General features: G+C 69.7%; 10 protein-coding genes. 3 read left to right on the top strand and 7 right to left on the bottom strand.

Annotated features, from left to right (window positions below; genetic code table 11):
- Positions 1–163 precede the first annotated feature (163 nt).
- Positions 164–1,234, bottom strand: a complete 1,071-nt coding sequence (locus QUE47_RS03125) for a LacI family DNA-binding transcriptional regulator (protein WP_286218521.1) — start codon at positions 1,232–1,234, stop codon at positions 164–166.
- Positions 1,235–1,582: 348 nt separating this feature from the next.
- On the opposite strand from QUE47_RS03125, the gene QUE47_RS03130 reads away from it, so the two are divergent.
- The 3 genes from QUE47_RS03130 to QUE47_RS03140 all read left to right on the top strand — a co-directional run bounded on the left by QUE47_RS03130 (position 1,583) and on the right by QUE47_RS03140 (position 8,684).
- Entirely contained in the window at positions 1,583–4,363 is a 2,781-nt protein-coding gene (locus QUE47_RS03130) for a discoidin domain-containing protein (protein ID WP_286218522.1), read from the top strand.
- A gap of 118 nt (positions 4,364–4,481) precedes the next feature.
- Positions 4,482–5,876 (top strand): DUF1996 domain-containing protein, encoded by a 1,395-nt coding sequence (locus QUE47_RS03135; protein ID WP_286218523.1) that lies wholly within the window; start codon positions 4,482–4,484, stop codon positions 5,874–5,876.
- Positions 5,877–6,020: 144 nt separating this feature from the next.
- Complete coding sequence (locus QUE47_RS03140; protein WP_286218524.1) at positions 6,021–8,684, top strand: discoidin domain-containing protein; 2,664 nt, start codon at positions 6,021–6,023, stop codon at positions 8,682–8,684.
- A gap of 278 nt (positions 8,685–8,962) precedes the next feature.
- On the opposite strand, the gene QUE47_RS03145 is transcribed toward QUE47_RS03140, so the two are convergent.
- The 6 genes from QUE47_RS03145 to QUE47_RS03165 all read right to left on the bottom strand — a co-directional run bounded on the left by QUE47_RS03145 (position 8,963) and on the right by QUE47_RS03165 (position 15,439).
- A complete protein-coding gene (locus QUE47_RS03145; RefSeq protein WP_286218525.1) occupies positions 8,963–10,540 on the bottom strand; it encodes a UxaA family hydrolase in 1,578 nt (525 codons plus the stop codon).
- A 186-nt stretch (positions 10,541–10,726) separates the two neighbouring features.
- Entirely contained in the window at positions 10,727–11,443 is a 717-nt protein-coding gene (locus tag QUE47_RS16490; RefSeq protein ID WP_350227662.1) for a Gfo/Idh/MocA family oxidoreductase, read from the bottom strand.
- Positions 11,440–11,955: a Gfo/Idh/MocA family protein gene (locus QUE47_RS16495; protein WP_350227663.1), complete on the bottom strand. Its 516-nt coding sequence runs from the start codon at positions 11,953–11,955 to the stop codon at positions 11,440–11,442. The genes QUE47_RS16490 and QUE47_RS16495 overlap by 4 nt, the downstream gene beginning before the upstream one ends.
- 152 nt (positions 11,956–12,107) lie before the next feature.
- Complete coding sequence (locus QUE47_RS03155) at positions 12,108–13,466, bottom strand: ABC transporter substrate-binding protein (protein ID WP_286218526.1); 1,359 nt, start codon at positions 13,464–13,466, stop codon at positions 12,108–12,110.
- Positions 13,467–13,533: 67 nt separating this feature from the next.
- Positions 13,534–14,493 carry a carbohydrate ABC transporter permease gene (locus tag QUE47_RS03160; RefSeq protein ID WP_286218527.1) on the bottom strand — a complete coding sequence of 320 codons (960 nt, stop codon included), beginning with the start codon at positions 14,491–14,493 and terminating at the stop codon, positions 13,534–13,536.
- Entirely contained in the window at positions 14,486–15,439 is a 954-nt protein-coding gene (locus QUE47_RS03165) for a carbohydrate ABC transporter permease (RefSeq protein ID WP_286219371.1), read from the bottom strand. Before QUE47_RS03165 ends, QUE47_RS03160 begins: the two co-directional genes overlap by 8 nt.
- Positions 15,440–15,615 lie beyond the last annotated feature (176 nt).

Consider the following 15,615-nt stretch of genomic DNA (forward strand, 5'->3'; position numbering starts at 1 on the left):
GACAGCAGCCCCGCCGCAGGCGGCGAAGGGCCTGACCGCCCGGCCGGATCCAGCGATCCCCGCAACCCTCTGAGCTTCAGGCGGTTGCGGGGTTCGTGGTTTCCGGGGAGTCGAGGACTCGGTTCGTCGAGGCCCTCGAGGATGGGGATGGGAACGACGCGGATCAGGCCGAGTCGCGCTCCACGAGCGTCGGGTCGAGCACCGCGGACATGACGCGGCGCTCTGGCTCGTCGACGAGCTGCATGAGCAGGTGCGCCATCTCACCCGCCATCTCCTCGATGGGCTGGCGGACCGTCGTCAGCGGCGGGTCGCTGAGCGCCGCGATCGAGCTGTCGTCGAACCCGACGACGGAGACGTCCTGCGGCACCCGGCGGCCGGCACGACGCAGCGCCTGGATGGCGCCCACCGCCATGAGGTCGTTGCAGGCGAAGACGCCGTCGAGGTCCGGGGAATCGGCGAGGAGCTGCTGGACGGCCGCGTCACCACCCTCCACCGAGAGGTCGCCCGGCGAGGCCGCGACGTAGGCCACGCCCTCACGGGCGGCGCCGTCCCGGAACCCGTGGACGCGGTCACCGAGCGCCGGCATGTTCAGCGGACCGTGGACGGAGACGACGCCGAGGTTCCGTCGGCCGCGCGAGATCAGGTGCTTCGCCGCGAGCCGACCGCCGTCCGCGTTCCCGGCGTCCACGAAGCTGATGGGCAGGTCACCGGAGGGACGGGCGAAGACGACCGCGGGCCTCCCGAGCTCGACGAGCTGTCCCGGCAGCGGGTCGTCCACGTGCGTGGAGACCAGGAGCGCGCCGTCGGCGCTGCCGTGCTCGAGGAACGCGAGCACCTGCGAGCGGGCGCGCACCGTGTCGGCGAGCATCAGCACCGGGTGGACGTCGAGGGGCCGCAGCGCCCGCACCACGCCACCGGCGACGCGGCCGAAGAACGGGTCGGAGAACATGCGCGCGACGTGCGAGCCGTCGTCGTCCTCGGGCGCGAGCCCCGAGACCACGACCACGACGGCGCCGGCCTTGCGGGTGACGAGCGAACGGGCCGCCCGGTTGGGCACGTAGCCGATCTCCTCGACCGCCGCCATCACGGACTTGCGGACCGCCGGCGCGACGCGGCGCTGCTGGTTGACGACGCGCGAGACCGTGGCGCGCGAGACGCCCGCGACCCGAGCGACGTCCTCGAGGGTCACGGATCGCGTCGCCCGCTCCTTCGCAAGAGGCGATGAATCGACCATCTGTGGACGGTATCATTCGGAGAGCGCTCTCCCACAGAGCGAGATGGCGGGGAGATGTTTCGGACAGATGTCCGGCACCGGCAGCGATTCTGACCATCGCCACAACAATCACTCTGACCTGCACGTTCGTGTGCCGCAGCGGGTGGCGGCGCCCCTAGCCAGGCGCGCCCGGACGGATGTATGGGCGATTTGTGGCGTTGACAGCGGGTGAAGTTGAGGGGAACACTCACGGGACGACGGTGTAAGAGCGCTCTCCCGCTCTTCTCACCTCGCAGGAGTTCAACGGCGAATGGACCCGGCACGGGTGTCGACGACGACGCCCCCCAGGTCTGCGAGAGGCAGGACACCATGCACACCCAGTCCAGGAACCCGGCGCGAGCCAGGTCGCGAGGGCGCGCAGCCCTCGGAGCGACCGCAGCGGGGGCGCTCGTCGCCACCGCGCTCGCGATCCCGGTGGCCGGTGCGGCGAACGCGGCCGACGCCGTGCTGCTGTCTCAGGGCAAGGACGTCTCGGCCTCCTCGGTCGAGAACGCCGACTACACGCCCGCCAGGGCCGCGGTCGACGGAGACACGAGCACGCGCTGGGCCTCCGAGTTCTCCGACGACCAGTCGCTGACGGTCGAGCTCGACGAGATCTCGACGCTCGAGCGCGTCGAGCTCCAGTGGGAGGGCGCCTACGGCAAGGCGTTCGAGATCCAGGTCTCCGACGACGGCAGCTCCTGGTCCACCGCGGCGACCGTGACGGACGGCACCGGGGGCACCCAGACGGTGCAGCTCGACGGCGCGACCGGCAAGTTCGTCAAGCTCGTCGGCACCGAGCGCGGCACCGGCTACGGCTACTCGCTGTGGGAGTTCCAGGTGTTCGGCACCCCTGGCGCGAGCTCGGGTGGCGGCGAGACCGGTGGTGACGGCGGAACCGGCGAGTGCTCGGACGAGAACTCCGCCCTCGGCGGCGCGACCACGGCGTCGTCCTTCGAGAACGAGGACTACTACCCCTCGGCCAACGCGGTCGACGGCAACAACGAGACCCGCTGGTCGAGCGCCGCGAGCGACGACGAGTGGCTCCAGGTCGACCTGGGCAGCGTCCAGGAGATCTGCGGCGTCGACATCCTCTGGGAGGGCGCCTACGGCAAGGCCTACACGATCGAGGTCTCCGAGGACGGCTCGAGCTGGGACGTCGCCGGCACGGTCGTCGACGGCGACGGCGGCCAGGACGCGGTCGACGCCTCCGGTGCAGGTCGGTTCGTCCGGCTCGCGGGCTCCGAGCGCGGCACCGGCTACGGCTACTCCGTCTACGAGCTCGCCGTGCACACCACGGACGGCGGCAACGACACCGGCGGCGGTGACACCGGCGGTGGCGACACGGGTGGCGGCGACACGGGTGGCGGCGACACCGGTGGTGGCGACAACGGCGGCGGCGACGAGTACGGCAACCCGTACCCCGACTACGTCAACGCCGGCTACCCGAACGTGCCCGTCGTCGAAGGACGGCCCAGCAAGGTCGAGGTGACGGGCACGCGCGGCAACTGGGTGCTCGAGGTCGACGACCAGCCGTACACGGTCAAGGGCCTGACCTGGGGGCCGTCGTTCGACTCGGCGGACCACTACATGAAGCCGCTCGTCGACATGGGCGCCAACACCGTCCGCACGTGGGGCACGGGTGACGACACCCGCAAGCTCCTCGACTCCGCGGCCGCCAACGACATCCGCGTGGCCATGGGCTTCTGGCTCGTGCCCGGCGGCGGCCCCGGCTCCGGCGGCTGCCTCGAGTACACGACGGACACGCAGTACAAGGCCGACACGATGGCGCACATCCTCCAGCAGGTGGAGAACTACAAGAACCACCCGGGCGTCCTCCTGTGGAGCGTCGGCAACGAGTCGCTCCTGGGCCTGACGAACTGCTACTCCGGCGACAAGCTGAAGGCCGAGCAGGAGGCCTACGCGACCTACGTCAACGACGTCGCCAAGGAGATCCACAAGATCGACCAGAACCACCCCGTCACCTCGACGGACGCGTGGCTCGGCGCCTGGCCCTTCTACCGGGACTTCGCCCCGGACCTGGACCTGCTGCAGATCAACTCCTACGGCGACGTCTGCAACATCGCCGACGCATGGGAAGAGGGCGGCTACGACCGCCCGTACATGGTCACCGAGGGTGGAGCAGACGGTGAGTGGGAGGTCGAGGACGACGAGAACGGCATCCCGAACGAGCCCACCGACATCGCCAAGGGTGCGGCCTACGTGAACTCGTGGGAGTGCATCATGGAGCACAAGGGCGTCGGTCTCGGCGCGACCTTCTTCCACTACGGCATCGAGGGCGACTTCGGTGGCGTCTGGTTCAACGTGATCCCGGGCGACAACAAGCGCCTCGGCTACTACGCGCTGGCCAAGACCTGGGGCAAGGACATCGAGGCGATGAACACCCCGCCGGAGATCCAGGGCATGTCGATCGCGGGCAACACCAAGGTCGAGGCCGGTCAGAAGCTCACGGTCCAGCTCGACGTCTCGGACCCCGAGGACGACCCGATCAACTACGTGTTCTTCGTCAACAGCAAGTACATCGACGGCGCGGGCGGTCTCCAGTGGGTCGAGTCGACCTCGCTCGGGGGCGGCGCGTTCGAGATCACCGCTCCGCAGGGCCTGGGCGTCTGGAAGGTCTACGCGTTCGCGGAGGACGGCCAGTCCAACGTGGGCGTCGACACCGAGTCGATCCGTGTCGTCGCACCTGAGGTCGCCGGCACGAACGTCGCGCTCGGCAAGTCGGCCGACGCGTCGAGCTTCGACCCCTACAACGGCGACTTCACCCCGAAGCAGGCCTTCGACGGCAACCAGTCGACGCGGTGGTCGAGCGCCTGGAACGACGCCGAGTGGATCCAGGTCGACCTCGGCAGCAAGACCTCGTTCGACAAGGTCCAGCTGATCTGGGAGACGGCGTTCGGCAAGTCGTACGAGATCCAGGTCTCCGACGACGGCAGCTCGTGGCAGACCGTCAAGGCCGTGACCGGCGGCGACGGAGGCGTCGACACCATCGACGCGGCCGGGTCGGGACGCTACGTGCGCCTCGCCCTGAGCGAGCGCGGGACGGAGTGGGGCTACTCCCTCTTCGAGATGGGGATCTACGCGAGCTGATCCCTCGAGAACGTGGCCCGGGCGGGGCGCCCCAGAACCCCCGCCCGGGTCACCACCAGAGCGTCTCGGCACCGATGCCGGGGCGTGGACGACAACGGAGTCGACAAAGGAGATTCGCATGCTCCGCACCACCAGTGCTGCCGCCGCGGCCGCAGCACCGACACCCGGCGCAGGCAGGTTCCGCGCCGCGCGGGCAGGGTTCGCGGCCATCGCCGCAGGCGCCCTGGTCGCCACGACCCTCGCCGTGACGGCGAGCACGGCGGACGCCGCCGACGACGCGAACATCTCGCAGGGGAAGCTCACGGACTCGTCGAGCACCGAGGGCGGCTACACGGGCTCCCGCTACGCCGTCGACGGCGACATGGGGACGCGCTGGGCCAGTCAGTTCAGCGACGACCAGTGGCTTCGCGTCGACCTCGGATCCACCTCCGAGATCGACCGGGTCGACCTCGCCTGGGAGGGCGCGTACGGCAAGAAGTTCGAGATCCAGGTCTCGGACGACACGCAGAGCTGGACGACGATCGCCACCGTGAACGACGGCACCGGCGGCAACCAGTCGCTCGACGTCGACGGGACCGGTCGCTACGTCCAGATGAAGGGCATCGAGCGCGGGACCGGCTACGGCTACTCGCTCTACGAGTTCCAGGTCTTCGGCGACGGGGACGTCGCCGAGGACAACGACGTGCCGGTCTTCGACGACCCGGTGACGCACCGGGAGTTCCAGGCCAACTGCGAGTTCTCGCACTTCGAGTTCGACGACCCGATCGTCTTCCCGGGCGAGGACGGCAGGTCCCACCTGCACACGTTCCTCGGCAACGAGAGCACCGACGAGAACACGACGATCCAGTCGCTGTTCGACAACCCGTCGACCACGTGCACCAACCCGAACGACCACTCGGCCTACTGGTACCCGACGCTCTACAACGACGGGCAGCCGGTCGAGCCGAACATCCACCAGACGATCTACTACAAGTCCGGCATCGAGGACTTCCGCAGCGTCCAGCCGTTCCCCGAGGGCCTGCGCTTCATCGCCGGCGACATGATGGCGACGCCCGCGTCGTTCGAGAACGCGCCGGGCGCCGTCGAGGGCTACGAGTGCGGGTCGATCTCCAAGAGCTGGAGCATCCCGGACTACTGCGACCCCGGGTCGCAGCTCAACATCCGCTACCAGGCTCCGAGCTGCTGGAACGGCGTCGACCTCGACTCGCCGAACCACAAGAGCCACATGGCGTACCCCGTCAACGGTGAGTGCCCGCTGACGCACCCCGTTCCGGTCCCGATGATCGAGTTCAAGATCGCCTGGCCTGCGAGCGGCGACCTCACGGACGCCTACCTGGTCAGCGGGTCCGACCAGTCGTGGCACTACGACTTCATGAACGGCTGGGAGCCCGAGATCCTCGACGCTCTCGTCCGTCACTGCATCAACGGCGGCCTGCAGTGCAACCCGCAGGGCTACGACCTGTACAAGCCGCACCGCGGCTCCGCCCTGACGGCGGACTTCGAGCTGCCGTAGCACCAAGGGTGGGTCGCGACACGACCGACGCTCGTTCCGGGCGACGTCGCGTCGCGGCCCACCTGTCTACCTGGCCCCCGCCTCTCCCGGGGCCGCCCCCACGGTGACGGACGCCGTCCGCCACCAGTCACAGAGAGATGTGAGATGAGACAACCAACACGCCACATGAAGACGGCGGGAGCACTGGCGCTCCTGGTCGCGGCGAGCACGCTCGCCGTGCCGGCCATGGCGGCCGAGCCGGTGCTTCTGTCCCAGGGCAAGGACGTCGAGGTCTCCTCGACGGAGAACGCCGACTACACGCCCGCGCGGGCCGCGGTCGACGGCGACCTCGGCACCCGCTGGGCCAGCGAGTTCAGCGACGACCAGTCGATCACCGTCGACCTGGGCGCGGTCCACTCGATCCAGCGCGTCGACCTCGTCTGGGAGGGCGCGTACGGCAAGAAGTTCGACATCCAGGTCTCCGACGACGGCACCTCCTGGACCACCGCGAAGTCCGTGACCGACGGCACCGGTGGCGAGCAGTCCGTCGCCGTCGACACCTCCGGGCGCTTCGTCCGCGTCCAGGGCGTCGAGCGAGGCACCGGCTACGGCTACTCCCTCTGGGAGCTCCAGGTCTTCGGTGACGGGGACGCCACCGATCCCGACCCGGACCCCGAGCCCACCGACGAGCCCACCACCGGGCCCGGCGAGTGCACCGACGACAACGCCGCGCTCGGGGGCGACGCGGCGTCGTCCGCCATCGAGGGCGACTACGCCGCTGCCCGCGCGTTCGACGGGAACACCGACACCCGCTGGTCGAGCACTCCCGCCGACGACGCCTACGTGCAGGTCGACCTCGGCAGCGTCCAGGACATCTGCGGCGTCGACCTCCTCTGGGAGGGCGCGTACGGCAAGGAGTACAAGATCCAGGTCTCCGACGACGGCAGCTCCTGGACGACGGCGACGACCGTGACCGACGGCAAGGTCGGTGCCAGGTCCATCGACCTCGACACCTCGGGCCGCTACGTCCGCATGCAGGGCGTCGAGCGCGGCACCGGGTACGGCTACTCGCTCTGGGAGTTCGCTGTGCAGACCGGGACGGGCGGGTCCGACCCGACACCCACACCGACGCCGACCACCACCGCTGGTCCGATCCAGGGCGGCGGTGACCTCGCGGACTACGACAACGTCTACGTCTTCGACGAGAGCACCCCGACGGACGAGATCCAGTCGATCCTCGACGACGCCTACGAGATCCAGGAGTCGAACCAGTTCGGCCAGGAGCGCTACCAGTTCCTGTTCAAGCCGGGCACCTACGACGTCAACGCCAACATCGGCTTCTACGAGTCGATCAACGGCCTGGGCCAGAACCCTGACGACGTGCTGATCAACGGCGGCGTCTGGGCGGACGCGAACTGGTTCGGCGGGAACGCGACGCAGAACTTCTGGCGCTCCGCCGAGAACCTGTCGATCGAGCCGCTCGGCGACGAGAACCGGTGGGCCGTCTCGCAGGCCGCGCCGTTCCGCCGCATGCACGTCAAGGGGAACCTGGCCGTGCACTCCAGCCAGTACGGCTGGGCGTCGGGCGGATTCATCGCCGACTCGAAGATCGACGGCCAGGTCCGCGCCTGGACCCAGCAGCAGTGGTACACGCGCGACAGCTCGGTGGGCAACTGGGCCGGCACGCTGTGGAACATGACGTTCTCGGGTGTGAACAACGCACCGCCGACGACCTACCCCGACCCCGCGGTCACCACGCTGGAGAACACGGGCCAGGTCCGCGAGAAGCCGTACATCTACTGGGACGGCGACGACTACGCGGTGTTCGTGCCCTCGATCCACGACGGCACCAAGGGCGCGTCGTGGGAGAACGGCGACACGCCGGGCGAGTCCATCTCGATCGACGACTTCTACATCGCGTCGCCGGGTGACTCGGCCGCCACGATGAACGCGGCGCTCGCCCAGGGGCTCAACCTGCTCCTGACCCCGGGCATCTACAAGACCAGCGAGACGATCAACGTCGACAACCCGGACACCGTCGTGCTCGGCCTCGGGTACGCGACGATCATCCCGGAGAACGGCCAGATCGGCATGCAGGTCGGGGACGCGTCCGGGGTCAAGATCGCCGGCGTGCTGTTCGACGCCGGTCCGAACGAGTCGCCGACCATGCTCACCGTCGGCACGAAGGGCTCGAACGCCGACCACTCCAGCGACCCGATCTCGATCCACGACATCTTCGTGCGGGTCGGTGGCGGCGCACTCCTCGGCAAGGTCGAGACCGCCATCGAGATCAACGCGGACGACACGATCATCGACCACATCTGGTCCTGGCGTGCCGACCACGGCGACCACGTCGGCTGGGACGTCAACACGTCCGACTACGGCCTGATCGTGAACGGTGACGACGTCAAGGGCTACGGCCTGTTCGTCGAGCACTACCAGAAGTACAACACCCTCTGGAACGGCAACGGTGGGCGCACGGTCTTCTACCAGAACGAGCTCCCGTACGACCCGCCGACGCAGGAGGCGTTCAACCACGACGGGATCCGCGGCTGGGCCGCGTACAAGGTCGCGGACGACGTCACGACCCACGAGGCGTGGGGGCTCGGCTCCTACTGCGTGTTCCTCAACGACGACGAGGAGGGCAAGCCCGCCATCGTCGTCGACAACGGGTTCGAGGTCCCCGAGGTCCCGGGCGTCAAGCTGCACTCGCTGCTGACGGTCTCCCTCGGCGGCCAGGGCACGTACGAGCACGTCATCAACGGCGTCGGCCCGTCGGCCCAGGGCACGGACACGATCCCCGCGACCGTGACCACGTTCGGCGGCTGAGCGCCGGCAGAACAGCAGGACCAGCAGGACCCGCAGCACCCGCTGCACAGGACGACGGGCCGTCCCTCCGCACGGAGGGGCGGCCCGTCGTCGTGCGGTGTCCGTGCGGTCTGTCCGCGCGTCCCGTCCGCGCGTCCACCGCTCCCGAGCGTGTCGTTCGCGAGGTCGCGGGGCACGCCTGAACCCCGCGAACGACACTCTCGACGGTCGTCAGGCCAGCCCGGCCCGCGTCGCGTCAGGGCAGGGCAGGTCGTCAGCCCGGCGCGACCCGGGTCAGGTCACGTCACCGTCCCGAGCTGCCACGGGACGAACTCCTCGCCCCCGACGTCGAGGTCCTCGCTCGACGTGAGCTCCCCCGACGCCACGGCGAGGATCCGCTCGAAGATCTCGTCCCCCACCTCTTCGAGGGTCGCGACACCGTCGACGATGCGGCCACAGTCGATGTCGATGTCGTCGGCCATGCGCGCGTAGAGCTCGCTGTTGGTGCCGAGCTTGATCGAGGGCGTCGGCTTGCAGCCGAAGACGGATCCGCGGCCGGTCGTGAAGCACACGACGGTCGCTCCCCCGGCGACCAGGCCGGTCACCGAGACCGGGTCGTAGCCCGGGGTGTCCATGAAGACGAAGCCTGGCGTCGTCATGGGCTCCGCGTACTCGTGCACGGCGGCGAGGTCGGCCTGACCGCCCTTCGCGACGGCACCGAGGGACTTCTCGAGGATCGTCGTCAGGCCGCCGGCCTTGTTGCCGGGGGACGGGTTGTTGTCGAGGCTCCCGCCGCCCTGCGCGGCGTAGCCCTGCCACCAGTCGAGCCGGTCGAGCAGCTTCTGCGCCACGGCGGGCGAGGTCGCGCGCGCGGTGAGCAGGTGCTCGGCGCCGAACACCTCGGGGGTCTCCGCGAGCGCCGACGTGCCGCCGTAGGCGACGAGCCGGTCGGAGGCCAGGCCGAGGGCGGGATTGGCGGTGATCCCGGAGTACCCGTCGGAGCCGCCGCAGTTGAGGCCGAGCACGAGCTCGGACACGTCGCACTCCTCGCGCGTCCAGCGCCCGTCGATCTCGTCGACCATCTCGCGGACCGCCGCCACACCTGCCTTGACGGTGGCCCTGATGCCCCCGGTGTCCTGGATCGTCAGGGTGCGCACGACGGTGTCGGGCGAGACGTCGGCACCCTGGACGACGGAGTCGACCGCGATCATCTCGCAGCCCAGCCCGAGCACCAGGACGCCGGCGACGTTCGCGTGACCGGCGTAGCCCTGCAGGGTCCGCAGCAGCGCCTGCGCGCCCGGCGACGTCGGGACCAGGCCGCAGCCCGACTGGTGGGTCAGGGCGACGACACCGTCGACGTTCTCGTAGGCGTCCATGGCGAACCCGCGGAACTGGTCGGCGATCATCTTCGCCGTCGTCGCGGAGCAGTTCACCGAGGTGACGATCGCGACGTAGTTACGGGTGCCGACCTTGCCGCCGGCGCGTCGGTAGCCGCGGAACGTGGGCCGCGGGCCGTCGGGCACGGGGAGCTCGTGGTGCTGGGTCGCGAGCTCGTGCTCGCGCTCCGCGTCGTCCATGCCGAGGTTGTGCGCGTGCACGTGGTCGCCGGCGACGACGGCCGCCGTGGCGACGCCGATGGACTGTCCGTACTTGCGGACCTGGCCGCCGACCGGCACGTCGGCGAGGGCGACCTTGTGCCCGCGCGGGACGTCGTCGCGCACCCGCAGCGTCACGCTCCCGTCGGGGGCGGGGCCGGGCAGCGCCACGACCTCGTCGGCGTGGAGGTCTCGGGTCGCGACCGCGACGTCGTCCCCCTCGCGCAGGACGAGCAGGGGCACGGCCGCGGCGTCGGGCGTGCAGGAGCCGTCGCTCGTCATGCGCTCACCGAGCCCTGGAGGGCGGCCGTCAGGTCCGGGAGGCCGAGCTCCGAGACGTCCACGAGGCGACCGGTGCGCGACGAGAGGTTCGCGGCGATCCCGACGGACGTGGCGGCGAGGCCGTCCGCGAGGCCGGCGGCGCGGCCGAGGGGTCGCGCGTCGCGCCGCGGAAGAGGTCGCTCAGCATCACGGCGTCGCCGCCGCCGTGGGCGCCGGCGCCCTCCGGGATCTCGACCTCGCGCGCGGCCCCCAGTGGGTCTGCACGACGAGCCGGTCGCCGCGGTGGCGCACCGCGTCGGGCGTGGCGTCGGCGACGGCGCTCGGGTCCACGACCGGGCGCTGCCCGTCCGCGAGCACGATCGCGGCGCGCTCGACGACCTCGAGCTCGGCCCGGCCCTCGGTGCCCGTGACCGAGACCCGGTACCCCTCCCAGGGCCCGTAGGCGGTGAGCGAGTACGTCAGCGTCGCGCCGCGCGAGTAGCCGACGAGCACCGACATCGTGTCGTCGATCGTCACGCCTGGGCCGAACACGTCCTGGTCGCGGCGGTAGCCGTCGTGCTGCTCCGCCTCGAGGTACAGGGCGGCGAGCCGCGGGTCGTCGTTCAGGTCCAGCAGGAACGGGTCGGACGCCGTCCGGCCGGTCGGTCCGTCGGGTGCGCCCGGCGTGCCTCGGGCGGGCCGGGTGGGGCCGTCCGGGGTGTTCTCCTCGCCGTAGAACCGGCGGGAGGTGTGGGCGGTGACGGTGGTCGGGACGTCGTCCACCCACCACCCGACGAGGTCGAAGTGGTGGCTGGCCTTGTGGATCAGGAGCCCGCCGGAGATGTCGCGGTCGCGGTGCCAGCGACGGAAGTAGTCGGCACCGTGGACGGTGTCGAGGACCCATTCGAGGTGGACGGCGGTCACCTCGCCGATCTCCCCGAGGCGATCACCTCACGCAGCGCGGTGTTGCGCGGCGAGTAGCGGTAGTTGAACGTCAGCACGAGGTCGCGGCCGGTCTCGGCGAGCGCCGCGGCGATCTCGCGGCAGCCGTCGTCCGAGATCGTCATCGGCTTCTCGAGGATCACGTCTGCGCCGGCGCGCAGGGCCCGCGAGACGACGGACGCATGCAGGGCGTCCGGGGTCGTGACGATCACCCGGTCGACCTGCCGCTCGGCGATCATGCGCTCGAGGTCCGCGGGCAGGTACGTCACGGGTGTGACGCCGTCCGGCCCCGACCAGGCGGGTGCGGCCTTCGCGACCAGGTCGTCGTAGTAGGCGGCGCGGACCGGGTTGGGCTCGCACCACGCGACGATCTCGCCGACGTCGGCATGCGGTCCGCAGAGCGCCTCGACGTACATCTGCGCGCGGTGCCCGGTCCCGACCACGGCGTACCGGAGCCTGCGGGTCTGGTGCGTGGATCGGGTGGGCTGCTGCATCGTCTCTCCTCGTCGTGGCCCCCGGGTCGTGCCGGGGCGCCGGGTGGATCTCGTTCGTACGGGCCGGCGCGAGCTCGTCGCGCGAACCGGTCGTGCGGACGGGGCGGGCACCGTCGCCGGTGACCGCCCCGCCCCTGCTCACACGTGCGGTGTCACTGACCGATGGCGCCGTTCGCCTCGGACGTGAACTGCTCCGCGGCCTCCTGCGGGCTCATCCGGTCGAAGATGACCTCGGTGTTGATGCGGCCCGAAATCTCGGGGATGTCCGCAGCGCCCTCCGGCGGCACGGCCGGCCCGTCGACGATCTCGTCCTCGAGGTCCTTCAGGAAGTCGGCGACCTGCTGGTCGACCGGCGACAGGTCCCCGGCGATGGCCTCGCGCACGTCGGTGTTCGACGGCAGACCGCGGTCCGAGAGGATCAGGGCCCCGGCCTCGGGGTCGTTGACGAGGAAGTCCACGAACTTCGCCGCCGCCTCGGGGTGCTCGGTGTCCTTGGCGACCGAGTAGTACATGGCCGGCTTGAAGTACATGCCGGTCCGGTCGAACTCCGACTCGCCCGGCACGCGCAGGAGCTCGAGGTCGCGACCCGCGGCGTCGGAGATCGCGCCGAGCTGGTTGGACCACCAGAAGCCCATGGCGCCCTTGTTCGTCCCGATGAGCGACTGCTCAGGGCCGCCTTCCGCGATCTCGACGCTGCGGGCCGCGTCGGGCTCGCCGCCGCCGTCGATCAGGTCGACCGTCGTCTGGTACCACTCGGCGAGGAGCGCGTCGTCGTAGCCGAGCGTCCCGTCGGGCGTGTACAGCGACTGGCCGTGCTGGCGGGCGAAGATGCTGAAGCCGGCCTCGTTGCCGCCGAACTCCTGCACGCCGAAGGTGTCGTCCGGCGTCGCCTTCGAGATCTCGTTCGAGACGTCGACGAAGTCCTGCCAGGTCCACGTCGTGTCGTCGGGCATGTCGACGCCGGCGTCCTCGAAGGCCTTCGGGTCGGCGACGATCGAGTAGGCGTTGACGCCGGTCGCGACGCCGTAGAGGCCGTCGGCGACCGTGCCGGACTCGATGACGGCCTCGTCGATCGCGCTCGTGTCGAGCCCGATCTCATTCAGGTCGGCGAGGACGCCGCGAGCGGCGTAGTCCGTGAGGTACCGCTCCTCCTGCGTGATGACGTCCGGCGTGTCACCCCCGGCGACCGTGGTCGCCAGCTTGTCCCAGTAGCCGCCCCAGTCGGTGAAGTCGGGGACCACGGTGATGTCCGGGTTCTTCTCCTCGAACAGGTCGATGACCTGCTGAGTGGTCTCGTGGCGGGTGTCCGAGCCCCACCACGCGAAGCGGATCTCGACGGGGCCGTCGTCCTCGGCCGCCTGGGTCTCGCCCCCGTCGTCCTCGGACCCGCTCGAGCCCGCGCCCGCGTCTCCCGAGCACGCGCTCAGCGCGAGCGCCCCGGCAGCGAGCACCGCGCCGGTACGCCACCAGGTGCTGCGGGCCGTGCGGATCCTGCTGGTCGAGCTCTTCATCATCCTTCTCCTTCGTGATCGAACGTCGTTGTTCTGGTGGTTCTCGCAGCGACCGGGTGGCCGGCTGCTACTTGATCCCCGTCGTGGCGATGCCCTTGACGAGGTACTTCTGGCCGAAGAGGAAGACCAGGAAGATCGGGAGGAGCGAGACGATCGACATGGCGAACAGCGAGCCCCAGGAGCTCTCGGCCGTCGCGTCGATGTAGGTGCGCAGTGCGATCGGCACCGTGTACATCTCGGGTCGTGTCAGGAAGATCAGCTGGCTGAAGAAGTCGTTCCAGGTCCAGATGAACGTGAAGATCGCCGTGGTCGCGAGCGCCGGCAGCGAGAGCGGGAGCATGATCCGCAGGTAGATGCGGCCGTGCCCGCAGCCGTCCAGCCGGGCGGCCTCGTCCAGCTCCGTGGGGATCCCGCGGAAGAACTGGACCATGAGGAAGATGAAGAACGCGTCCGTCGCCAGCAGCTTCGGCACGATCAGCGGCAGGAACGTGTTGATCCACTGCAGCTCGGAGAACAGGATGTACTGCGGCACGATGATCACGTGGATCGGCAGCATGATCGACATCAGCATGATGGCGAACCACAGGTTGCGGCCGCGGAACTGCAGCCGGGCGAACGCGTAGGCCGCCATCGAGCAGGCCACGAGGTTCCCGAGCAGCGAGCCGAGCACGATGATCGCCGAGTTCATCAGGTAGTGACTGAACGGGTGGAGGAGCGCGTTCCACCCCTCCGTGTAGTTGCCGGTGGTGAACTCGCTCGGGATCAGCCCGGGCTCGCGGAAGATCAGGTCGTTCGGCTTGAACGAGCTCGAGATCATCCACAGCAGCGGGTAGAGCATGATCAGCCCGAAGAGGATCAGGCCGAGGTGCTTGAGCACCGACCGGGTCCTGGACCGCCAGTAGGTGGGCTTCGCGCGCTCCCTGGGGCCGGTCGCGCCGTCCCCGTTCTCGGGGCTCACCGGACCGGAGCCGGACGTCGGGCTGTTCGTTGCGGAGGGCGCATCGTCGCGCACGGTGACCTCAGTCATTGTAGAAGACCCAATACTTGGAGGCGAGGAAGTTGACGGCGGTCATGCCGGCGACGATCGCGAGCAGGAGCCAGGCCATCGCCGAGGCGTAGCCCATGTCGAGCGACGCGAAGCCCTTCTGGTACAGGTACAGCGTGTAGAACATCGTCGAGTCCGCGGGACCACCGGTCCCGCCGCTGACGACGTACGCCTGGGTGAAGGTCTGGAACGCGTTGATGACCTGGAGCACGAGGTTGAAGAAGATGATCGGGGTCAGCAGCGGCATGGTGACCGAACGGAACCGCCGCACCTTGCCCGCCCCGTCGATCTCGGCGGCCTCGTAGTACATGCGCGGGATCTGGCGCAGGCCGGCGAGGAAGATGATCATCGGCGCCCCGAACGTCCAGACGTTGAGGATCATCAGGGTCCCGAGCGCGGTGTCCGGGTGCGACACCCACCCCATGCCCTCGATGCCGAAGTAGGCGAGGAACTGGTTGACGAGGCCGTCGGCCCCGAACACCTGACGCCACAGGAGCGCGATCGCGACGCTGCCGCCGAGCAGCGACGGCAGGTAGTAGACGGACCGGTAGATCGCCAGGCCGCGCAGCCCCCGGTCGAGCAGGAGGGCCAGCGCGAGGGCCGCGGCGAGCTGCAGCGGCACCGACACGAGCACGTAGGTGAACGTCACCTGCAGCGCGTTCAGCAGGCGCGGGTCGTCGAACATGCGCGTGTAGTTGTCGAGGCCGATCCAGCTCGGCGGCTCCAGCAGGCTGTAGTCGGTGAACGACAGGTAGCCGCTGGCGATCATGGGGCCGGCGGTGATGACGATCAGACCGACGAACCACGGGGCGAGGAACACGAGAGCGGCACGCCCGTCCCCGCGGTGGGCGGCGGACCTGCGCTTGCTCCCCGGGGTCTTGGGGCTCTTGCCCCCGGACGTGCGACGGAGCTCACTGACGACCGACATGGCGCACCGCCTCTCGGTCAGCGCGCGGGGGCGCCCGTACTGATGCGTCCCGCTCATGGGATACCTCCGGATCTTCGTCGACCGGCCGGCCCTCATCGACGAGAAACCGGTTTCGTCTGAGGAACGTATCACATCAGCAACCGGTTTCACATCGTGTATGGTCACAACCAGAGAAC

The sequence above is a fragment of the Paraoerskovia sediminicola genome, from assembly GCF_030296575.1.
In the GTDB taxonomy this organism is placed as follows: Bacteria; Actinomycetota; Actinomycetes; order Actinomycetales; family Cellulomonadaceae; genus Paraoerskovia; species Paraoerskovia sediminicola.